Consider the following 21,239-nt stretch of genomic DNA (forward strand, 5'->3'; position numbering starts at 1 on the left):
GTCTCAGACCCGTTCAATAAGGGCGGCAATGCCCTGACCGACGCCGATGCACATCGTGGCGATGGCGCGCCTGCCTCCAAGCGTCTCCAGTGCATTGACCGCGGTCAGGGCAAGACGGGCCCCGGAAGCCCCAAGGGGATGGCCGAGGGCAATGGCTCCGCCATGCGGGTTCACCTGCTCCGCATCGTCCGTGAGGCCAAGCTGACGGAGAACGGCGAGCGCCTGGGCAGCGAAGGCCTCGTTCAGTTCGATGACATCGACCGCCGCGAGCGACAGCCCGGTCCGGGCCAGCAGTTTTTGCACGGCCGGCACCGGACCGATTCCCATCAGGCGCGGCTCCACTCCGGCGCTTGCCATCGCCACCACGCGGGCGCGCGGCGTCAGGCCATGGCGGCGCACCGCGGCGTCCGAGGCCAATAGCAGTGCCGCCGCCCCGTCATTCACGCCGGAGGCATTGCCGGCGGTGACAGTCCCGGGCGTGCGAAACGGCGTCTTCAGCCGGGCCAGCATCGCCATCGTGGTGTCCGGACGCGGATGCTCGTCCTGTGCCATGACCGTCTCGCCCGTGCGGTCCCTGGTGACCACCGCCGCGATTTCATGCGCGAAGAACCCGCCTGCCTGCGCCCGCGCCGTTCTTTGCTGACTCCGCAGCGCGAATTCATCCTGGTCCGCCCGCGCGATCCCGAATGCCTCCGCCACGTTCTCGGCGGTTTCGGGCATCGAATCGGTGCCGTACCGCGCCTGCATCAGCCCATTGATGAAGCGCCAGCCAATGGTGGTGTCGTGGATGTCCGCCTGCCGCGCGAAAGCCTCGCTGGCCTTCGCCATGACGAAGGGCGCGCGCGTCATGCTCTCGACCCCGCCGGCGAGCACCAGTTCGGCTTCACCGGTGCGGATGGCGCGGGCGGCAGTACCGACGGCGTCGAGGCCCGAACCGCAGAGCCGGTTGAGCGTGACGCCCGGCACGCTCGCCGGCAGCCCGGCCAACAGAACGGCCATGCGGGCAACATTGCGGTTGTCCTCACCGGCCTGGTTGGCGCAGCCCAGGATGCAGTCATCCAGCGCGTCCCAGTCAACCCCCGCGTTGCGTTCCTTCAACACGCGCAGCGGATGCGCCGCCAGGTCGTCGGCGCGCACGGCCTTCAGCGCCCCACCATAGCGGCCGATCGGGGTGCGAACAAAATCGCAGATATAGGCTTCGCTCATGGCAGGCTCCTTTCCGGCCCGGCTTCGGGCGTGAGCAGGGATACGCCGAGCCGGGCGCGGCGGCGCAGCCACGGGCTGGGCCGGTAGCGCGGATCCCCGGTCGCGCCCAACATCGCTTCAAGAATGCCCAGCACCCGGGATGGGCCGAGCCGGTCCCCCCAGGCCAGCGGCCCGAGCGGATAGCCGAGTCCCAACATGACGGCACGGTCGATATCCGCTGGCAGGGCGATCCGCTGCTGGGCGATGTCGCAGCCAAGATTGACGATTCCTGCCAACACCCGCTGAACGACGAAACCGGCGCTGTCGCTGATGATGCTGACCGGCACACCGTCCGCGGCGAACAGGCCATGCGCCGCATCCCGCACCGCAGCGGTGGTAAGCGGCGTGGTCATCAGCGTGCGCCGGCGGTCGAGGCCGGGGAGCACGTCGATGGCAATCGTACGGCTGGCGTCCAGGCCATGCGCCAGCGCCGCCGTGGTGGCGTCCTCGCCCAGCGGCGCCACCAGGCAGACAGCATCGGCGGACGGAGCACCGAACAGCACCGTCGCACCGAGGCGGGAGACGAGATTGACCAGAACCCCGTGCGCCGGCCCAGGAGCGATCCATACGCCCCCGGCGCGCGCCGTCGGGACCGGGGGTTCCACCGGCACCACGCGCCGGTCGTGATCATACGCATAGAAGCCGCAACCGGTCTTGCGGCCGAGGAGTCCGGCCACCCGGCGCTGGCGGGCGATCGGCGAAGGCCGATAGCGCGGTTCCTGGTAGTATTGCTCGTAGAGTGACTCCATCACCGGCTGCGAGACATCCAGTCCGGTGAGGTCGAACAGTTCGAACGGGCCCATGCGGAAGCCGGCCGCATCACACAGGATGCGGTCGATCGTCGCCACATCGGCGATACCTTCGCGCAGGATCTGCAATGCCTCGGTGCCGAAGGCACGCCCGGCATGGTTGACCACGAAACCCGGCGTATCGCGGGTGCGGATCGGCGCATGGCCGATCCGGCCGGCGAATCCGACCAGCGCGTCCAGCACCGCGGGGGCGGTCCGCAGGCCCTGCACCACTTCGACGACCTTCATCAGCGGCACGGGGTTGAAGAAGTGAAAGCCCGCCACCCGCTCTGGCCAGCGGCTGCCGGTGGCAATGGCAGTGACCGACAGCGACGATGTGTTGGTGGCAATGACGCAGTCCTCGCCGAGAACGGCGTCAAGCTCGGCGACCAGCGCGCGCTTGGCCTCCAGATCCTCGCGGATGGCTTCGATGATGAGTTCGCAGTTCGCCAGATCGGCAGGCGTCGCGGCAACCCGGATGGCATCCAGGGCCGCACGGGCTACCGCCTCGGTCACGCGTCCTTTTTCCGCAAGCCGGAACAACATGGCGCCGACCTGTTCCTTCGCCGCCTGCGCTGCCCCCGGACAGGCATCGAGGAGAAGGACAGTACAGCCGGCAGCGGCGGCGACCTGCGCGATACCGCGCCCCATCACCCCGGTGCCGACGATGCCGACGGCAAGCGCCGGGCGGTCAGGATCGAAGACCATGCGCCGTTCCTGGATGATCAGTTGGCGAAGGCGGCAATGCCGGTCTGGGCTCGCCCGAGAATGAGGGCATGAATGTCATGGGTTCCCTCGTAGGTATTGACCGCTTCCAGATTCATCACGTGGCGGATCACATGGAACTCGTCGGAAATGCCGTTGCCACCGTGCATATCGCGGCTGATACGGGCGATCTCCAGGGCCTTGCCGGACGCATAACGCTTGATCATCGAGATCGCCTCCGGCGATGCCGTGCCCTCGTCCATCATGCGGCCGACACGCAGACAGGCCTGCAGGCCGAAGGCAATGTCGGTCTGCATGTTGGCAAGCTTGAGCTGAATGATCTGGTTGGCAGCCAACGGACGCCCGAACTGCCTGCGGTCGAGCGTATACTGTCGTGCCGCGTGCCAGCAGAACTCGGCGGCCCCGAGCGTCCCCCAGGCGATGCCGTAGCGAGCCCGATTGAGGCAGCCGAACGGACCGGCAAGACCGGCGATGTCCGGCAGCAGGTTCTCCTCCGGCACGAAGACGTCATCCATGACGATCTCGCCGGTCACCGAAGCACGCAGGGCGAATTTTCCTTCGATCTTTGGCGCCGACAGCCCCTTCCAGCCGCGCTCGAGGATGAAGCCCCGGATGCGCCCGTCGAGCTTCCCCCAGACCACGAAGACATCGGCGATCGGGGAATTGGTGATCCACATCTTGGTGCCGGTCAGCCGGTAGCCGCCATCAACCTTCGTCGCGCGGGTCTTCATGCCACCCGGATCCGAGCCGTGGTCGGGCTCCGTGAGGCCAAAGCAACCAACCCATTCCCCACGCGCCAACCGGGGCAAATAGCGGCGGCGCTGTGCTTCCGATCCATAGGCGTAGATCGGGTACATCACCAGCGATGACTGCACGCTCAGCGCCGAGCGGTACCCGGAATCGACGCGCTCCACTTCACGCGCCACCAGCCCATAGCAAACATAGGACATGCCGGCGCAGCCGTATTCGGTGGGCAACGTCGCCCCCAGGAAGCCGAGTTCCCCCATTTCGGACATGATGTCGCGATCGAAGCTCTCATGCCGGTTGCTCGCCAGGATGCGTGGCATCAGCCGCTCCTGGCAGTAGGTCTGCGTCGCGTCGCGGACCATCCGCTCGTCTTCGGTGAGTTGTGCCTCGAACAGCAGCGGGTCGTCCCAGGCAAAGGGAGCAAGCTTCGCGGCCGCGGCGCCGGCCAGGTGAGGGGAAACAACGGAGGACGACATGGGATCGGTTCCTTGAAAAAGAGCAGGCCAGGGCTTCGCCCTAGACCCAGCAGGGGCCACAAGGCCCCTGCACCCCAGGCGCGCTGCGCGGCACAGAAAATCGGGTTCCAAGGGCGAAGCCCTTGGTCGGTCCAGGGCGAAGCCCTGGTCGGGTGCGGGGTGAAACCCCGTTCCTTCACTTGCGCAGGAAGTCAGTAACGCGTTGCCTGGTGCTGGCTTCAAGCATCAACGCAGTGATTCCTTCGACCTCGGCCCGCACACCCGCGGGATCAAGCCGGGCGGCAATCCCGATGCATTGCTTGGCGGTGCGCACGGCCTCGGCGGAAAGCCCGGCAGCGCGCGTGGCAATCCCGGCGGCAAGGTCCGCCACCTCCCCGTCCGGTGCCGCCCACTGCACCAGACCGATACGCTCGGCCTCGCGACCATCGACGGCTTCGCCGGTGAGGATGAGACGTGCGGCCACACCCGGCCCACACAGCCGGGTCAGTCGCTGCGTGCCTCCGGCCCCGGGCAACAGCCCCACCCTGGCTTCGGGAAGACCGAGCTTCGATGCATGACCGGCGATGCGCAGGTCGCAGGCGAGTGCCAGTTCGAGACCGCCGCCCAGTGCCGCCCCGTTGATCTCCGCGATCGTCACGACCGGCAAGGCTGCCAGGGTGTCGTAAACCCGGTGGAAGCGGCACACCGTCTCCGCCATGGCGGCTGCCCCCGCCGCGCTGCCGACACGCTCGGCGACCATCCGCAGATCTGCCCCGGCGCAGAACACGCGCTGGTTGCTGCGAAGATGCAGCACGGTGATCGCGGCATGGGCCGTGACCGCTTCGAGTGCCCCGGCCAGCGCATCCAGCATCGCATCGTCGATGGCGTTCATCGGCGACCGGCACAAGGTGAGAGTGGCAACGGGCGCCGAGGCATCAAAGTCAATGCGCATGGAAGGCGTCACATCTGTCTCAGGCATGGTGTGATGTTCCCGCAATCTCGATGCCGATCTTGCCGAACTGCCGCCCCGCCTCGAGCCGATCGAGGCCGGCATGGACGTCAACAAAGCCAAGGCGGCTGTCAATCACCGGACGAAACAGGCCACGTTCACACAGGGCCAGCAGGTCGCGGAACTCCGCGAAGGTGCCATGCGTAGATCCAAAGACCTGAAGTTGTCGGATGAACAGACGGCGCAAATCGGCCGAAGGCCGGTCGCCGCTGGTTGCCCCACAGGTGACGATGCGCCCCCCTCGGACAAGCGATTTCAGTGCCGATGGCCAGACCGCCTCGCCGACATTCTCGATCACCACGTCCACGCCGCGTCCGCCGGACAATTCCAGGGTCCGCGTGGCGATATCCTCCTTCGCCCCGTCGATCGTTGCATCAGCCCCCAGTTCCACCGCACGCGCGAGCTTGGCGGGATCACGGGAGGTGACAATGACTCGCGCACCGATCACCTTGGCGAATTGCAGGGCCGAGAGCGAGACGGCGCCGCCGATGCCGAAGATCAGCACCGTTTCCCAGGGCCGCAGTTGCGCCTTGGTGAAGACCATGCGCCAGGCCGTGACCGGCGCGACGCCGAGTGCGGCAGCCTCGATGAAATCGAGCGCTTGCGGCATGGGAAAGACGTTGCCGGCAGGGACGCAGACATAATCGGCCAGCGTGCCGTCGCGGTGCTCGCCGAGGAACTGCATTCTGGTGCAGAGAACATGTTCGCCCCGCAGGCAGAACTCGCACCGTCCGCAGCCGATGCCGGGATGGATCACCACCGCCTGACCGGACGAGAGGCACCTTTCCTCGTCATCGAGGTCAACCACTGTCCCGGCGGCATCGAGCCCCATGATCTGTGGCAGACGGTGGGTGATGCCGGCGCCGCTGTCGCGCATATACAGATCGACGCGGTTCAGCCCGCTGCCGTGTACCTTGACGAGTACCTCTCCGCGCCGTCGGACGGGAACGGGGCGTTCGCCGATTGCCACGACCTCGTTGCCGCCATGACCGGTGATCGTGATCGCCCGCATGGATCCCATGATGCCACCTTCTTCCCTTGAGCCTCGCAGCGACGGCCTTAACCAACCATGCTCAGGCCACCGGAAATCGACAGGACCTGGCCAGTGACATAGGCGGCATCGTCCGAGGCAAAGAACAGGATCGCCCCCGGCAGATCGTCCGGCTGGGCGATGCGCCCAAGCGGGATCGAGCGGCGGAATGCCTCGGCAAGCTTCTCGGGATTGCCCGCACCCTTCTTGTAATCCTCGAACAGCGCCGTCTCGGTGGGTCCGGGGCAGACGACGTTGAGGGTGATGCCATCGCGGGCATGTTCGCGGGCAAGGGTCTTGGACAGTGCCACCAGCCCCGCCTTGCAGGCGGCGTAGACCGCCTCGCCACTCGATCCGACGCGGGCGGCGTCGGATGCGATGTTGACGATGCGCCCCGATTTGCGCCCGACCATCAGCGGAAGGACCACGTGATGCATGTGCAGCGCGCCGACCAGGTTGATGGCGATCAGCCGTTCCCAGTCCTCCGGCGTCGTCTGCAGGAACGGGCGAAACACATCCCACCCCGCATTGTTGACGAGAACGGCGATCGGCCCGAGTTCACGCTCTGTCGCAGCGACAGCCGTTTCCACCGCGCTGCGGTCGGTGATATCGCAGGCATAGGCAAAGGCCGTACCGCCCTCGGCGACGATCGCCGCGACGGTCCGCTCGGCGGCGGCAAGGTCGCGGTCGAAGGCCGCGACACGTCCCCCCTGGGTCGCAAAGCGACGGGCCGTAGCGCCGCCAATGCCGCCGCCGGCACCGGTGACGATGATTGTTTTTCCCTTGAACGCCGTCATGGACACTTTCTCCGGCATCGATTTATATCAATACTATGCTATATTTAGACGATATGTCAATGCATTGCCTTTATAAGTGTGATATTCCTCCTCTCAGACCCGGCCACGCATGGGTCGAATGCAAGGAAGCCATTCATGTCCCGTCGAGATACGTCCTCCCAGCGACGGCAGTTCGAGGTTGCCAACCGACTGTTCTTCCGACTGTACCAGTGCTCGAACCTGTTGCATAAGAATGGCAGCCGCTATATCAGCGACTTTGGATCGACCACCCAGCAATGGGCCGTGCTCGGCGCGCTTGCGCATCCCCTGGTCCGGGACAAGGGGATGTCGGTCAAGGACCTGATTGAGTTCCTGCTGCTCAGCCGCCAGAACCTGACCGCCGTGCTCGACCGCCTCGAAGGCCGTGGCTGGATCGAGCGGGTCAAGGATCCCGAGGATGGCCGCAGCCGCCTGCTGCGGCTGACCGAAGCCGGGGTCCACACATGGGAGGAAATGCAGAAGCCCATTGCCGCCTTCTACAGTGATGCCCTTGCCCCGCTCAGCGACGCCGAACAGGAGCAGCTTTGTGCCCTGCTCGACCGGTTGAAGGGGGGACTCAATGAATTGTAGGACCTGTCCCCAGCTCCGTCTCACACGTCCTCAAGCAGGCTTCCCTCTCCCGCCAGACGATGGAGGTGGTAGTCCGTATCACCGAATTGCCGCTCGATGATGGTCAGGCGCCGGAACAGGTGGCCGACCTTGCATTCCATCGTCATGCCGATGCCGCCATGCAGCTGAATCGCCTGCTGGCCGATGAATTTTGCGGATTTCGCGACCTGGACCTTGGCCGCCGCAATGGCGCGACGCCTCCGCCCGGCATCCTCCTCGGCCAAGGACATGACGGCGTAGAACGTCATGCTGCGCGCCTGCTCCAACGCGATGAACATATCGGCGGCGCGGTGCTGCAGCGCCTGGAATGAACCGATCGCCACTCCGAACTGAGTGCGGGTTTTGAGGTATTCGACCGTCAGGGTCAGCGCCTCGGCCATTGCGCCCACCGCCTCGGCAGCGACGGCCGCGATCGCCTCGTCGGTTGCCTGTTCCAGCACGGCCAGTCCCTGGGACGGCAGGCCAATCATGTCCGTGGCCGGGACCAGCACATCCTGCAGCGTGATGTCGGCGGCACGCTGGCCGTCCTGGGTTGGATAGCCCTCCACCAGCACACCCGCTGCCGCCGGGTCGACCAGGAACAAGCCGATCTCCTCCCCCGCGTCGGTACGGGCGGAAACGATGAGGCGATCGGCCGCCTCCCCATGCAGCACCAGTGATTTGTGGCCAGAGAGGCGCCAGCCTTCCGCCGTCGCCATCGCCCGCGTGGCAAGATTCGCCAGATCCCAGCGCGCCTGCGCCTCCGTGTGCGCAAGGGCGAGCACGAGACTTCCCTCGGCAATCCTGGGGATGAGGTCCTGACGCTGTGCCGCCGACGCGCCTAGCCGCAACACGGCGCCGGCAAGCACCACGCCGGACAGATAGGGTTCGACCACGAGCGCGCGACCGAACGCCTCCATGACGATCATGGTTTCCTCGGCCCCTCCGCCAAAGCCGCCATCCGCCTCGGCAAAGGGCAGGCCCAGCAGACCGAGCTCCGCCATCTGCTGCCACGCCGTGCGACTCCAGCCCTCAGAAGAGACCAGGATCCGCGCCCGCGCATCGAAGCCGTATGACCGTGACAGCCATCGGCTGACGCTGTCCCCGAGCATGACCTGTTCGTCGGCAAGATCGAAGTTCATGTCATAACCCCAGGATGGCCTTGGCGATGATCGTCCGCTGGATCTCGTTGGAGCCGCCATAGATCGACAGCTTGCGAAGGTTGAAATAGGCCGTGGTCCCGCCACGAGCCCATTCATATGCCTCCGGGCCGGCTTCGCCATGCCGCACCAGCCCGGCCGGGCCGATGACGTCGAGCAGCAATTCCGTCGTCGCCTGCTGCAGTTCCGCCCCCTGGACTTTCAGGATCGAGGAAGCCGGGTTGGGCTTGCCGCGCTCGTTCCGTCCTTCCTCCGAGATCACCCGGAACTGCGTCATCTCCAGCGCCTTCACCGCCACCTCCAATGCGACCAGCCGGTGGCGGAACGCCGGATCAGCCATGCGCGGCGGACCGCCGTCACATGGCGCCCCGGCAAGCGCACGGATCCGGCGCAGCCGCGCCTTGGCAAGCCCGATGCGCGCCTGGCCATTGCGCTCGTTGGTCAGGAGGAACTTGGCGTAGTCCCACCCCTTGTTCTCCTCGCCGACGAGATTCCCAACCGGCACCCGCACGTCGTCGAAGAACACCTCGTTGATCTCGACGCCGCCGTCGATGGTCTGCACCGGGCGGACCGTAATGCCCGGCGAACGCATGTCCACCAGGATGAAGGAGATGCCTTGCTGTTTGCGTGCGGACGGATCGGTGCGCGCCAGCACGAAGATCCAATCGGCATGCTGCGCGTACGTTGTCCACGCCTTCTGGCCGTTGATCACCCACTGATCGCCATCGCGCACGGCCCGGGTCTTCAGGGCGGCCAGGTCGGAGCCCGCCCCCGGTTCGGAGAAGCCCTGGCACCACCACTCCTCAAGCGTGGCGATCCGGGGCAGGAAGCGACGCTTCTGTTCCTCCGACCCGAAGGTGTAGATCACCGGCCCGACCATGCTGGCGCCGAAGGAAAGCGGCTCGGGGGCCGGAAACTGCTGAACCTCGTCGCGGAAGATCATCTGCCGTACCGGATCCCAGCCGGTGCCGCCCCAGGCGACCGGCCAGTGTGGCACCGACCATCCCTGCCCATGCAGGATGCGCGTCCAACGGACCAGATCCGCCTTGTCGAGATGGCGTCCTTCAACCAGCTTGCGGTGGATCTCCGGCGGCAGGGATTGCCGCAGGAAATCCCGAACCTCTCGACGGAAGGCCCGTTCCGCTTCGGTGAAACGCAGTTCCATCGTTCCGCCTCCTCGGGGACCGGTCCCCTGCCCCGTTCTCAGCCACCCGTGCGGGCGAGTTCCTGCGTCAGCTCGGGCAGCGCCTGGTAGAGATCGGCGACCAGGCCGTAATCGGCGACCTGGAAGATCGGCGCCTCCTCGTCCTTGTTGATCGCGACAATGACCTTGGAATCCTTCATGCCCGCAAGATGCTGGATCGCCCCGGAAATGCCGCAGGCAATGTAGAGGTCCGGCGCCACGATCTTGCCGGTCTGCCCGACCTGCAGGTCGTTGGGGGCGTACCCGGCATCCACCGCCGCCCGTGACGCACCGATCGCCGCCCCCAGAAGCCCTGCCACCGGTTCGAGATAGGTGGCGAAGTTCTCCTGGCTCTGCAGCCCGCGGCCACCCGATATGACGACACGCGCCGAGGTCAGTTCCGGCCGTTCCGACCGCGACAGTTCCTCACCAAGAAAACGCGACAATTCCTGTGCGGGCGGTGGCGCGATGTGCTCGACCGGTGCCGCGTTGCCCTTCGGAACGGCGGGGAACACGGCAGTGCGGACCGTGACCACCTTCCGCGCATCGGTCGAGCGGACGACCTGCACCGCGTTGCCGGCATAGATCGGACGCTCGAACGTATCGGGCGCAATCACCTTGATGACATCGGAAATCTGCATCACGTCGAGCAAGGCGGCGACGCGTGGTAGCACGTTCCGGGTCGTGGTCGTGGATGGGGCCACGATCCCGTCGTAATCCCCGAAACGCTCGACGATCAGAGCCGCCAGTGGCTCGGGCAGGCCGTGCTGAAGCATGGCGTCGTCGGCCAGGAAAACCCGTGTGACGCCTGCGAGCGTGGCAGCCTCGGCCGCCACCTCAGCCACACCATACCCCGCGACCAGCACATGCACCTCTTCCCCCATCTGGCGGGCGGCGGTCAGCGCCTTCGCGGTCACGTCCTTGAGCGTGCCATTGGCGTGCTCGGCAAGAAGCAGGATAGCCATGGATGCGGGTCTCCTCAGATCACGCCGGCGTCGTTGCGCAGCCTGTGCACCAGCTCCGCAACCGATCCGATTTTCACGCCAGGCTGGCGGGGCGGCGGCTCCTGTGTCCGGATCACCTGCAGGCGAGGCGTCATATCCACGCCGAAATCGGCAGGCGTCTGCTCCGACAGCGGCTTCTTGCGGGCCTTCATGATGTTCGGCAGGGAAGCGTAGCGCGGCTCGTTCAGACGCAGGTCGGTGGTCACGATGGCGGGCAGGCGCAGCGCCACGGTCTGCGATCCACCGTCCACTTCCCGCGTGACCTTCGCCCATTCCCCTTCTACCTCCAGGTTCGAGGCAAAGGTTCCCTGGGGATAGCCGGTCAACGCGGCGAGCATCTGGCCGGTCTGGCTGCAGTCATCGTCGATGGCCTGCTTGCCCAGGATGACGAGGCCGGGCTGTTCCGCCGCGACCACCCCCTTGAGGATCTTGGCCACGGCCAACGGCTCCACGGGGTCGTCGGTGCGCACCAGGATGGCACGGTCCGCGCCCATCGCCAGGGCCGTGCGCAGGATCTCCCCGGCCTGCGCCGGGCCGATCGAAATCGCGACGATCTCGGTAGCAATCCCCTTCTCCTTCAGTCGGATCGCTTCCTCCACGGCGATCTCGTCGAACGGATTCATCGTCATTTTCGCGCCGGCCAGTTCAACCCCGGAGCCATCGAGCCGGACGCGTACCTTGACATTGTAATCGAGCACCCGCTTGACGGGGACAAGGATCTTCATGAACAACCGTCCCGTTTCTGCCTATTTGCGGACATGCCGGCGGAAATCGGGCTTGCGCTTCTCACGGAACGCGACGCCGCCTTCCTTCGATTCAGCCGTGTCGTAATAGAGACTGAGCGCCTGCATCCCCATCGCGGAGATGCCGCGGATGCTCTCGGTATCCGCGTTGAACGACCGCTTGGCGAGCGCCAGGGCGGTGGGGGAGCGTTCCAGCAGCTCGGCGCACCAGCGATCGACCTCGGTGTCCAGTGCCGCGTGCGGCACGACGGCGTTGACCAGTCCCATGGCGAGCGCCTCGGCGGCGGAGTAGCGCTTGCACAGGTACCAGATTTCCCGTGCCTTCTTCTCGCCGACGATCCGGGCGAGATAGGCGGTGCCGAAGCCGGGATCGACCGAGCCCACCTTGGGGCCGACCTGGCCGAACTGCGCCGTCTCGGACGCGATCGTGAGATCGCAGATCGTCGCCAGCACATTGCCGCCGCCGATGGCGAAGCCGTTGACGCGCGCGATCACCGGCTGCGGCACGTCGCGGATCAGGCTCTGCAGTTCCTCGACCGGCAGGCCGATGGTGCCGCGGCCGTCGTACTGGCCGTCATGCGCGCTCTGGTCGCCGCCGGTGCAGAAGGCCTTGTCGCCGGCGCCGGTCAATACGATGACGCCGATCGTGCGGTCCCAGCCGGCGCGCTGGAAGGCGTGGATCAGTTCCTCCAGGGTCTGTCCGCGGAAGGCGTTGTACTTGTCCGGCCGGTTGATGGTGATGCGGGCCACCCCGGCCGGCCGCACCTCGTAGAGAATGTCCTCGTAGCTTGTCATGATGTCCTCTCCTGGGGGATGCTGTTGCCAGCCAAGGCTCTTGCGATTTCACGCAGCCGGAATTTCTGCAGCTTGCCCGACGGCGTCCGTGGCATGTCGTCGACGATTTCCAGGCGCTCGGGGATGTACTGGATCGCCATCTTCTGCGCCTTGAGGTAGGCGACCATCTCCCCGAAGGTCAGTGACGCGCCCTCGCGCAGCTTCACGAAGGCACAGGCGCGTTCGCCGAGGCGTGGATCCGGGTAGCCGACCACGGCGACGATGGCGACCGCGGGGTGCCTGAACAGCAATTCCTCGACCTCGACGACGGGAATATTCTCGCCACCACGGATGATGATGTCCTTCGCACGGCCGGTGATGCGGATGTAGCCGTCCGCATCCAGGCGCGCGAGGTCCCCGGTCTCGAACCATCCCTCGGCATCGACCCGTGCCAGCCCGGGACGCTTCAGGTAGCCGACGAAATTGGAACAGCCGCGCACCTGCAACTGCCCTTCCTCGCCGACCGGAACAGGCATGTTGAGCGGATCGACCACCCGCACTTCCATGCCCTGCAGCGGGCAGCCATCGGTGCCGGCGACCTTCTCCTCGGGATCCTCGGGCCGCGTCGTCGTGACCGCGCCGTTCTCCGACATGCCCCAGGCCGACAGCACCGCAGCACCCAGCACCTCACGGGCCTTGGTGACCAGGGCCCGCGGGATCGGGGCACCGGCGGAGACAAAGATGCGCAGCGTCGGCGTCGCCGCGCCGGTGCGCAGGCAATGATCGGCGAGGTCATTGAGGAACGGCGTCGCCCCCATGGTGAAGGTCGCGCGCTCCTCGCCGATCTGCCGGGCCATCGTCTCCGGCACGAACACGTCCTGCAGCACCGCGGTCGCGCCCAGCATCGCCGGCAGCACCAGCCCATACATGAAGCCAAGCTGGTGCGCCATCGGCGATGGCATGTGGATGACGTCGTCCTGGCCCAGATGCAGACGCTGCGCGAAAGGGACCAGGTTCGAGAGCATCGTGTTGGAAGTGTGGGAGACGCCTTTCGGCTCGCCGGTGGTACCGGACGTATAGAGCAACTGGATCACCGCATCCGGCGACAGGCGGCGTGCCCGCAGCGTTGCCAACTCCTCCGCCGTTGCATCCGCGGCAAGCAGGTTCTCGAACGACTCGCTCGCCTCGCCATCCACCACGAACACATGGGTCAGCGCCGGCAGGGACGGACGGATCGCCTGGGCGATGGCACGATGATCGACATCGCGGAAGCGACGCGGCACGACCAGGACCTTGCTCGCGGCGAGGCCGAGCATGAACGTGAGCTCACGCTCGCGGAAGATCACCATCAGCGGATTCGAAACCGCTCCGACCTTCAGGCAGGCGATGTGCAGGACGGTGAACTGCCACCAGTTCGGCAACTGGAAGGAAACGACATCGCCCTCGCCGATACCACAGCGCATGAGGCCGATTGCCGCGCGATCGGACAGATCGTCGAGATCGGCGTAGCTCAGGCGCAGTTGCGTCCCGGTGGCCGCCTGGTTGGCGACCAGGGCCGTCTTGCCGGGCCGGTCGGCGACATGGCGGCGGAAATGGTCGAGCAGGGTCTGGTCGCGCCAGAGTCCGGCGGCAAGCATCGTCTCCCGGCGACAGGCCGGATCAAGCGGGCTGGGCACTTTGCGTTTCCTCGAAGAAACTTGCGGCGTGGCGTCAGGCGGCTGCCGAGCGGAGAGCCTCGCGCGCGATGATCATCTTCATGATCTGCGCCGTTCCATCGCCGATCTGCAGCCCCAGGACATCGCGCAGGCGCTGCTCGAACGGCAGGTCCACGCTCCAGCCGGCATGGCCGTGCAGCAGCAGGCAGGTGTGCACGACGTCGAAGGCCAGCTTGGGCGCCCACCACTTGCACATCGCCGCCTCGCGGGTGTGCGGCGCGCCGGCATCCTTGGCCGCGAGCGTGCGCAGGCAGAGCAGCCGGGCGGCTTCCACCATGGTCTCGGCCTCGGCAAGCGGGAAGGTCACGCCCTGGTTGTCGGCGAGCGGTTTGCCGAAGCTGCGGCGTTCCCCGACATAGGCCCAGGTCTCGGCAAGCGACACCCGCGCGACCGCCAGGCATTGCAGCCCGATCAGGGCGCGGGAGAAGTCGAAGCCCTGCATCACCTGCACGAAGCCCGAGCCCTCGGCGCCAAGACGATGCGAGACCGGCACGCGCACCTTGTCGAAGAAGATCGAGCCGCGGCCAACGGCGTGCTGGCCCAGGTCGCTGAAGCGGGTGCGACTGATGCCAGGGGCCCGCATGTCCACCAGGAACGCGGAGATGCCGCGTGCCCGCTCGGCGACGGTGCCTGTGCGGGCGAAGACCACCGCCCAATCGGCCTGGTCGGCCATCGAGATCGAGGTCTTCTCGCCATCAAGCACATAGTGCTCGCCGTCACGGACCGCCCTGAGCATCAGCGCGGCGGCATCCGATCCGCCCTGCGGCTCGGTCAGCGCCAGGGCGATCAGCTGCTCTCCCGCGACGACTTTCGGCAGGATGTCAGCGGCAATGTCGGGGGGAGCATGGCGGGCAACAATGGCGCCACACAACGAGCCAAGCAGCTGAATATAGCCGACGTTGAAATCCCCCTCGGCAATCGCCTCCAGGACCAGGCCGGAGGTGACGTGATCGAGACCGAGGCCACCATACTGCGCCGGAAACTCGACGCCGATCAGGCCGAGTTCTCCCATCCGGCACCGGATCTCCCGGGAAATGCGGCCGGTCTTCTCGGTGTTCCGGTAATTGGGTGCCAGGACATCCGCCGCGAACCGTGCAGTCGCTTCGCGGATGCTGACCTGTTCCTCGGTCAGCCCGAAACCGACGGACGCAGCCAATGGCCCCTGTCGTTCCTTCATGTCGCCTCCCGGGGCCGAGGTGCCGACCGTCGTCGCCGCAGGCCCATCGCTTGTCCGGCATGATCTCCGCCATGCCGGATGCCCGACAGCCCGTGCTGCGCGCGGAACGCCCTCTCCCTCGATTTATATAAATGCATTGCTCTATCTGGGCGGAGGGTAGGCGCGGCCGCAGGTAAATGTCAAGGCATTGCTATATTAACGTGGCGCCACGAAAGCCGGCCCCGGCCCTCCCCGCGAACCGGCGTCAGAGTGGCAGCGGCCCGTCGTTCTTGACCTCTTCCATCACCGCGTACGTCCGGGTCTCCCGCACCCCTGGCAGGGACAGCAGCACCTCGCCGAGGAAGCGCCGGTAGGCCGTCATGTCGGCAACCCGGGTCTTGAGCAGGTAATCGAAGCCGCCGGCCACCATGTGGCATTCCAGGACTTCCGGCGCGCGGCGGACCGCCATGGCGAACCGGTCGAACACGTCCGGCGTTGTCTTGTCGAGCAGCACCTCGACGAAGACCAGCAAGCCAAGGCCGAGCAGATGCGGGTCGAGCCTCGCTGCGAAGCCGGTGATGAATCCTTCCTTCTGCAACCGCCGCAACCGCTCTCCGGTGGTGGTCGGCGACAGGCCGATGCGCTCGGCGAGATCCACGGCGGCGATCCGGCCGTCGACCTGCAGGATCGACAGGATCCGTCGGTCGATGTGGTCGTAGTTCGTCATTTATCCGGTCAAACTGGTTGATTACCTTATTTATTGCGGCGTTTTTCCGGATTCAAGCATGGAACGGCGGAACTGCCCCGACTAGGCTTCTGGTCATCACGTGCAGTTGGCGCGCACCGGCGCGGGCGGAACAAATGGAACAGACGACGATCACGATGCCGGCGGATGCGCCGGTCGCGATGCAGCAATCCGGTGGAGAGGTCCCCTTCGCGGGTTTTGCCCCGCCGATCCGGCCACAGGGGCCGTTGCGCGCGGCCATCACCGCGGCAACCCGCCGTCCGGAACCCGAATGCCTGCCGGCGCTGATCGAGCAGGCGACCTTGCCCCCGCCCTTGGTCGCTTCCGCCCAGACGACCGCACGGAGCCTGATCGAGAAGCTGCGTGCCACCGCGCCGGGGCGCGGCGTGGAAGGCCTGATCCAGGAATATGCGCTGTCCACGCCGGAAGGCATCGCGCTGATGTGCCTGGCCGAGGCGCTGTTGCGGATTCCCGATTCAGCCACGCGCGACGCGCTGATCCGCGACAAGGTCGCGGGCGGGGACTGGCGCACGCATCTGGGCGGCGACCGCCCGCTGTTCGTCAATGCCGCCACCTGGGGGCTGCTGATCACCGGACGGCTGGCGACGGCGCCGGACGAGGCCGGACTGGCCGCGACCCTGACCCGGCTGATCGCCAAGGGCGGGGCGCCGCTGATCCGGCAGGGCGTCGACCTGGCGATGCGGATCATGGGGGCGCAGTTCGTCGCCGGCCAGACCATCGAGGCCGCGCTACAGCACGCAACCAGACTGGAAACCGAGGGCTTCCGCTATTCCTACGACATGCTCGGCGAGGCGGCGCTGACCGCCGACGACGCGGCGCGCTATCGCGACGATTACCAGCGGGCGCTGCACGCGATCGGCAAGGCCTCCGCCGGGCGCGGCATCCATGACGGGCCGGGGCTGTCGATCAAGCTCTCGGCGCTGCATCCACGCTATGCCCGTGCCCAGGCGGACCGGGTGATGGCCGAGCTGCTGCCGGTGGTGAAGGACCTGCTGCTGCTGGCACGGTGCTACGATGTCGGCGTCAACATCGATGCCGAGGAAGCCGACCGGCTGGAGCTTTCGCTCGATCTGCTGGAATCGCTCTGCTTCGACCCGGATCTGGCCGGCTGGGACGGCATCGGCTTCGTCGTCCAGGCCTATGGCAAGCGCTGCCCCTTCGTGATCGACTATCTGATCGACCTGGCCCGTCGCAGCGGCCACCGCCTGATGCTGCGCCTGGTGAAGGGCGCTTACTGGGATGCCGAGATCAAGCGCGCCCAGGTGGACGGGCTGGAAGGCTATCCGGTCTATACCCGCAAGCCTTATTCGGACGTGTCGTACATCGCCTGTGCCCGCAAGATGCTGGCCGCGCCGGATGCGATCTTCCCGCAATTCGCCACCCACAACGCGCTCACGCTGGCCACCGTCTACCACCTCGCCGGCAGTGAGTTCGCCGTCGGCAAGTTCGAGTTCCAGTGCCTGCACGGCATGGGCGAGCCGCTCTACCACAACGTGGTCGGCCCGCTCGGGCGGCCCTGCCGCATCTACGCGCCGGTCGGCACGCACGAGACATTGCTGGCCTATCTGGTTCGCCGCCTGCTGGAGAACGGCGCCAACAGTTCCTTCGTCAACCAGGTCGCCGACAAGTCCGTGCCCATCGACACGCTGGTCGCCGATCCGGTCGCGGCGGTGCGCGCCGCCATGCCGGTGGGGGCACCGCATCCGCTGATCGCGGCGCCGGCGGCGCTGTTCGGCGCGGAACGGGCGAACTCGGCCGGGCTCGACCTCGCGGATGAGCGGACCCTGGCCGAGCTGGGCGAAGCGCTGGCCGAGGCCGCGCGCGATCCGGCGACCGCGGCGCCACTGCTGGCGGATGGCGAACACCCGGGCACGCCCCGACCGATCCGCAATCCCGCCGACCACCGCGACGTGGTCGGCCAGGTGACCGAGGCGGCCCCGGATCTGGTGGCACCGGCCTTCGCCCACGCCATCCGCTCGGCCTGGCCCACCACCGCACCCGCGGCACGCGCCGCCGCGCTGCTGCGCGCCGCCGACCTGCTGCAGGCGCGCATGCCGGCGCTGATGAGCCTGCTGGGACGCGAAGCCGGCAAATCGGCCGCGAACGCCATCGGCGAAGTGCGCGAGGCCGTCGATTTCCTGCGCTACTACGGTGCCCAGGTGCGTGACCGGTTCGACAACGCCACCCACCTTCCGCTCGGGCCGGTCGTCTGCATCAGCCCGTGGAATTTCCCGCTGTCGATCTTCACCGGCCAGATCGCCGCAGCGCTGGCGGCCGGCAACCCGGTGCTCGCCAAGCCGGCGGAGGAAACCCCGCTGATCGCCGCCGCCGCGGTGCGGCTGCTGCACGAGGCGGGCGTGCCGGCCGATGCGCTGCAGCTCCTGCCCGGTGACGGAGAGCTTGGCGCCGCCCTGGTCGCCCATCCGGCCACGTCGGGGGTCATGTTCACCGGCTCGACCGAGGTGGCCCGGCTGATCCGCCGGCAGCTCGCCGGGCGGCTGACGCCGGCGGGTGCGCCCATTCCGCTGATCGCCGAGACCGGCGGCCAGAACGCCATGATCGTCGACAGCTCGGCGCTGGCCGAGCAGGTGGTGGTCGATGCGATCACCTCCGCCTTCGACAGTGCCGGCCAGCGCTGCTCGGCGCTGCGCATCCTGTGCCTGCAGGAAGAAGTGGCCGACCGCACCCTGGCCATGCTGAAAGGGGCGATGCGGCAACTGCGGATCGGCAACCCCGACCGGCTGGCGACCGATGTGGGGCCGGTGATCACCGCCACGGCGCGGGATAACATTCTCCGCCATATCGCGGCGATGCGGGCCAAGGGGCGGCGGGTCGAATCGCTGCCGCTGCCGCCGGAAGCCGGCCACGGCACCTTCGTGCCGCCCACCATCATCGAGATCGACGACATCGCGGAGCTGACCGGGGAGGTGTTCGGTCCGGTGCTGCATGTCCTGCGCTACCCGCGCGACGCGCGCGAGCAGCTCATCGAGGACATCAACGCCACCGGTTATGGCCTGACCTTCGGCCTGCACACGCGCATCGACGCCACCATCGAGGCGGTGACCCGGCGCATCTCCGCCGGGAACATCTATGTCAACCGCAACGTGGTCGGCGCGGTGGTCGGCGTGCAGCCGTTCGGCGGCCACGGTCTGTCCGGCACCGGCCCGAAGGCCGGCGGACCGCTTTACCTGCGGCGCCTGCTCAGCCGCCGGCCGGAAGCGTCCCTGCCGGTCACGGCGCCCGTCGATCCGGCGGCACCGCTCGCCGCCTACTGTGCCTGGCTGGACGCGTCGGGTCGGCCAGCCCTGGCGGCCCGCTGCCGGGAGTACGGACAGCGTTCCCCGTTGAGGACGGCGATGGTCCTGCCGGGGCCGGTGGGCGAGCACAATGTCTACAGCCTGCATCGCCGCGGCCGGATCCTGCTGCTGCCGCAGACCGAGCCGGGCCTGCTGTTGCAACTCGGAGCCGTGCTGGCCACCGGGAACGCGGCGGTCATCGATCTGCCGGCACCGCTGGCGGCCGTGCTGCACGACATCCCCGAGGCGCTGCGGCCGCAGGTTGATGTCGGAAACGACTGGAGCAAGGCCGGACCGCTTGTTGCTGCCCTCGCCGAAGGCGATGCGGCACGGATCGGAACGATCGACCGCCGCCTGGCCGCCCTGCCCGGCCCGCTGGTCCTGCTCCAGGGCCTGTCCGGCGAGGAGCTGAGCAGCGGTCGCAGTGACTACTGCCTCGACTGGCTGGTCGAGGAACGCTCGCTGAGCCTCAACACCACCGCGGCCGGCGGCAATGCCAGCCTGGTGGCCATCAGCTGAGGCCACGACGGTGACGGCCGGGTGCCCAGGTGGCCCCGGCCGCCGCCATCCCGGACCCGGCCCGAGGGATCAGGCAGGCTAAAACCCTGCCACGCTGCCAACGAAGTCGTGAAACTCCTGCCTGAACCTGGGTTCCGAAAAGCGGAGCGCGTTCAGCCTGCAATCATGCTTCGTGATGTCCGATTCGATTCTCTCGAAGCGGTCGATGGCTTCTGAAACGGCATCGGCGTCCTGGCGATCGAACAGCAGGCCGGTTGGCTGACCATTTTCCTCGGTCACGACGATGTCGACCGCACCGCCCCGACCAAAGGCGATCACCGGCGTGCCGCAGGCCTGCGCCTCCGCCAGGGCAATGCCGAAATCCTCTTCCGCCGCGTAGACATACGCCCGCGCGCGCTGCAGCAGGTCGATCAGTTCGGGCTGTGGGACGACCCCCTTGAAGAAGATGTTCGGCGCATTCTGCGCGGCGCGCCTGACACGCTCGCGTTCCGGCCCATCCCCGACCACGACAAGCTTGCGGTCCGGATGGCGCGCGAAGCTCTCCACCACCACATCCACACGCTTGTATGGCACGAACCGGCAGGCCACCAGGTAGAAATCGTCCTTTACAGGACCGATCTGGAACCGGTCGGTATTGACAGGCGGGAAAATGACCCTGGCATTTCTCCGATAGACCTTGCCGACGCGGCGGGCGATGTAATTCGAGTTGGCCGCGAAGTGGTCGACCTGATGCGAACTCACCACGTCCCATTGCCGCAGGCGCCCCAGCAGCCAGCGCGCATAGGCCCCTTTCAGGCCGGTCTTCAGCCCGGATTGCGCCAGGTACTGATGCTGCAAATCCCACGCATAGCGCATGGGAGAATGCACATAGGCAACATGTATCTGATCCGGCCCGGTCAGCACGCCCTTGGCAACCGCGTGGTTATTGGAAATGATGACATCATAGCCACTGACATCGAGCTGCTGAACAGCGATCGGCATGAGGCCGATGTAGTTCCGGAAATTACGACGTGCAAATGGCATGTGCTGGATGAACGTCGTGTTGACCTTGCGCCCCCCCAGGAACGCCCGCTCACTTTCTTTCACGAAATCCACAACGGCAAAGACGTCAGCTTCCGGAAAGCACTGCAGCAGTTGCTCCAGGACGCGCTCCGATCCGGCGTAGGTTTCAAGCCACTCATGCACGAGCGCGATGCGCAAATTCGGCCGCGGCGGCAGCTTTGACCTGAAAAGCTCGGGCGCTGGCCAGATGGGTTTTTGTTTGTAGCGGCCTATCTGTACAGAATTTGGAATACCCAGGTCGATTTCAGAAGAATCAGCCACGATCTCATCAGAGCGCGTATTGTCCATAGTCACCCCTAGACGCAACCGTTTTAAGCATTTTCTGCCTTTGCTGATCCCATTACCAAATAAAATAAATACGCAATAACCTTCATGTTATCCAAGGCAATCCAACGCACATGTTTATAAAATCATATAAAAATAACTATATTATTGAA

At 66.5% G+C, this 21,239-nt stretch carries 17 protein-coding genes; 2 read left to right on the forward strand and 15 right to left on the reverse strand.

Going from position 1 to position 21,239, the window contains the following annotated elements; genetic code table 11:
- Positions 1-3: 3 nt before the first annotated feature.
- The 6 genes from pcaF to NBY65_RS01540 form a co-directional block, all read right to left on the reverse strand.
- On the reverse strand, positions 4-1,206 hold the full coding sequence (gene pcaF / locus NBY65_RS01515) for a 3-oxoadipyl-CoA thiolase (RefSeq protein WP_150038993.1): 1,203 nt from the start codon (positions 1,204-1,206) through the stop codon (positions 4-6).
- Entirely contained in the window at positions 1,203-2,741 is a 1,539-nt protein-coding gene (locus NBY65_RS01520) for a 3-hydroxyacyl-CoA dehydrogenase (protein ID WP_150038995.1), read from the reverse strand. Before NBY65_RS01520 ends, pcaF begins: the two co-directional genes overlap by 4 nt.
- Positions 2,742-2,758: 17 nt before the next feature.
- Positions 2,759-3,982, reverse strand: a complete 1,224-nt coding sequence (locus NBY65_RS01525; RefSeq protein WP_150038997.1) for an acyl-CoA dehydrogenase — start codon at positions 3,980-3,982, stop codon at positions 2,759-2,761.
- A gap of 175 nt (positions 3,983-4,157) precedes the next feature.
- Positions 4,158-4,913 carry an enoyl-CoA hydratase/isomerase family protein gene (locus tag NBY65_RS01530; protein WP_162530377.1) on the reverse strand — a complete coding sequence of 252 codons (756 nt, stop codon included), beginning with the start codon at positions 4,911-4,913 and terminating at the stop codon, positions 4,158-4,160.
- Positions 4,914-4,932: 19 nt separating this feature from the next.
- Positions 4,933-5,991, reverse strand: coding sequence for a zinc-binding dehydrogenase (locus NBY65_RS01535; RefSeq protein WP_203330357.1), 1,059 nt, complete (start codon positions 5,989-5,991; stop codon positions 4,933-4,935).
- A gap of 38 nt (positions 5,992-6,029) precedes the next feature.
- Positions 6,030-6,797, reverse strand: coding sequence for a glucose 1-dehydrogenase (locus NBY65_RS01540; protein ID WP_150039002.1), 768 nt, complete (start codon positions 6,795-6,797; stop codon positions 6,030-6,032).
- Positions 6,798-6,932: 135 nt separating this feature from the next.
- On the opposite strand from NBY65_RS01540, the gene NBY65_RS01545 reads away from it, so the two are divergent.
- Complete coding sequence (locus tag NBY65_RS01545; RefSeq protein ID WP_150039004.1) at positions 6,933-7,406, forward strand: MarR family winged helix-turn-helix transcriptional regulator; 474 nt, start codon at positions 6,933-6,935, stop codon at positions 7,404-7,406.
- A 20-nt stretch (positions 7,407-7,426) separates the two neighbouring features.
- Here the strand turns inward: NBY65_RS01545 and NBY65_RS01550 are convergent, their stop codons facing one another.
- The 8 genes from NBY65_RS01550 to NBY65_RS01585 all read right to left on the reverse strand — a co-directional run bounded on the left by NBY65_RS01550 (position 7,427) and on the right by NBY65_RS01585 (position 15,886).
- Positions 7,427-8,626 (reverse strand): acyl-CoA dehydrogenase family protein, encoded by a 1,200-nt coding sequence (locus NBY65_RS01550; RefSeq protein WP_348539821.1) that lies wholly within the window; start codon positions 8,624-8,626, stop codon positions 7,427-7,429.
- Complete coding sequence (locus NBY65_RS01555) at positions 8,568-9,749, reverse strand: acyl-CoA dehydrogenase family protein (RefSeq protein ID WP_150039008.1); 1,182 nt, start codon at positions 9,747-9,749, stop codon at positions 8,568-8,570. Before NBY65_RS01555 ends, NBY65_RS01550 begins: the two co-directional genes overlap by 59 nt.
- A gap of 38 nt (positions 9,750-9,787) precedes the next feature.
- Positions 9,788-10,732, reverse strand: a complete 945-nt coding sequence (locus NBY65_RS01560) for an electron transfer flavoprotein subunit alpha/FixB family protein (protein WP_150039010.1) — start codon at positions 10,730-10,732, stop codon at positions 9,788-9,790.
- Positions 10,733-10,746: 14 nt separating this feature from the next.
- Positions 10,747-11,496 (reverse strand): electron transfer flavoprotein subunit beta/FixA family protein, encoded by a 750-nt coding sequence (locus tag NBY65_RS01565; RefSeq protein ID WP_150039138.1) that lies wholly within the window; start codon positions 11,494-11,496, stop codon positions 10,747-10,749.
- Positions 11,497-11,517: 21 nt separating this feature from the next.
- A complete protein-coding gene (gene badI, locus NBY65_RS01570; RefSeq protein ID WP_150039012.1) occupies positions 11,518-12,309 on the reverse strand; it encodes a 2-ketocyclohexanecarboxyl-CoA hydrolase in 792 nt (263 codons plus the stop codon).
- The gene (locus NBY65_RS01575; protein WP_203330358.1) at positions 12,306-13,964 is read right to left on the reverse strand and encodes an AMP-binding protein; all 1,659 of its coding nucleotides are present in this window, start codon (positions 13,962-13,964) and stop codon (positions 12,306-12,308) included. Before NBY65_RS01575 ends, badI begins: the two co-directional genes overlap by 4 nt.
- 34 nt (positions 13,965-13,998) lie before the next feature.
- On the reverse strand, positions 13,999-15,180 hold the full coding sequence (gene aliB / locus NBY65_RS01580; protein ID WP_150039014.1) for a cyclohexanecarboxyl-CoA dehydrogenase: 1,182 nt from the start codon (positions 15,178-15,180) through the stop codon (positions 13,999-14,001).
- A gap of 244 nt (positions 15,181-15,424) precedes the next feature.
- Positions 15,425-15,886 (reverse strand): Lrp/AsnC ligand binding domain-containing protein, encoded by a 462-nt coding sequence (locus tag NBY65_RS01585; protein WP_150039015.1) that lies wholly within the window; start codon positions 15,884-15,886, stop codon positions 15,425-15,427.
- 134 nt (positions 15,887-16,020) lie between these two features.
- Between NBY65_RS01585 and putA the strand changes: the two genes are divergently transcribed.
- Positions 16,021-19,740, forward strand: coding sequence for a trifunctional transcriptional regulator/proline dehydrogenase/L-glutamate gamma-semialdehyde dehydrogenase (gene putA / locus NBY65_RS01590; RefSeq protein ID WP_150039018.1), 3,720 nt, complete (start codon positions 16,021-16,023; stop codon positions 19,738-19,740).
- A 78-nt stretch (positions 19,741-19,818) separates the two neighbouring features.
- Here the strand turns inward: putA and NBY65_RS01595 are convergent, their stop codons facing one another.
- Positions 19,819-21,090 (reverse strand): glycosyltransferase, encoded by a 1,272-nt coding sequence (locus tag NBY65_RS01595; protein WP_150039019.1) that lies wholly within the window; start codon positions 21,088-21,090, stop codon positions 19,819-19,821.
- Positions 21,091-21,239 lie beyond the last annotated feature (149 nt).

The organism is Rhodovastum atsumiense, from assembly GCF_937425535.1.
Lineage (GTDB): Bacteria > Pseudomonadota > Alphaproteobacteria > Acetobacterales > Acetobacteraceae > Rhodovastum > Rhodovastum atsumiense.

Coding starts and splice junctions, on each gene's coding strand:
- NBY65_RS01520 (WP_150038995.1), bottom strand. CDS start 2,741: ATGGTCTTCGATCCTGACCGCCCGGCGCTTGCCGTCGGCATCGTCGGC.
- aliB (WP_150039014.1), bottom strand. CDS start 15,180: ATGAAGGAACGACAGGGGCCATTGGCTGCGTCCGTCGGTTTCGGGCTG.
- badI (WP_150039012.1), bottom strand. CDS start 12,309: ATGACAAGCTACGAGGACATTCTCTACGAGGTGCGGCCGGCCGGGGTG.
- putA (WP_150039018.1), top strand. CDS start 16,021: ATGGAACAGACGACGATCACGATGCCGGCGGATGCGCCGGTCGCGATG.
- NBY65_RS01550 (WP_348539821.1), bottom strand. CDS start 8,626: ATGGCGGCTCCAACGAGATCCAGCGGACGATCATCGCCAAGGCCATCC.
- NBY65_RS01555 (WP_150039008.1), bottom strand. CDS start 9,749: ATGGAACTGCGTTTCACCGAAGCGGAACGGGCCTTCCGTCGAGAGGTT.
- NBY65_RS01565 (WP_150039138.1), bottom strand. CDS start 11,496: ATGAAGATCCTTGTCCCCGTCAAGCGGGTGCTCGATTACAATGTCAAG.
- NBY65_RS01545 (WP_150039004.1), top strand. CDS start 6,933: ATGTCCCGTCGAGATACGTCCTCCCAGCGACGGCAGTTCGAGGTTGCC.
- NBY65_RS01585 (WP_150039015.1), bottom strand. CDS start 15,886: ATGACGAACTACGACCACATCGACCGACGGATCCTGTCGATCCTGCAG.
- NBY65_RS01535 (WP_203330357.1), bottom strand. CDS start 5,991: ATGGGATCCATGCGGGCGATCACGATCACCGGTCATGGCGGCAACGAG.
- NBY65_RS01595 (WP_150039019.1), bottom strand. CDS start 21,090: ATGGACAATACGCGCTCTGATGAGATCGTGGCTGATTCTTCTGAAATC.
- NBY65_RS01530 (WP_162530377.1), bottom strand. CDS start 4,913: ATGCGCATTGACTTTGATGCCTCGGCGCCCGTTGCCACTCTCACCTTG.
- NBY65_RS01560 (WP_150039010.1), bottom strand. CDS start 10,732: ATGGCTATCCTGCTTCTTGCCGAGCACGCCAATGGCACGCTCAAGGAC.
- pcaF (WP_150038993.1), bottom strand. CDS start 1,206: ATGAGCGAAGCCTATATCTGCGATTTTGTTCGCACCCCGATCGGCCGC.
- NBY65_RS01525 (WP_150038997.1), bottom strand. CDS start 3,982: ATGTCGTCCTCCGTTGTTTCCCCTCACCTGGCCGGCGCCGCGGCCGCG.
- NBY65_RS01540 (WP_150039002.1), bottom strand. CDS start 6,797: ATGACGGCGTTCAAGGGAAAAACAATCATCGTCACCGGTGCCGGCGGC.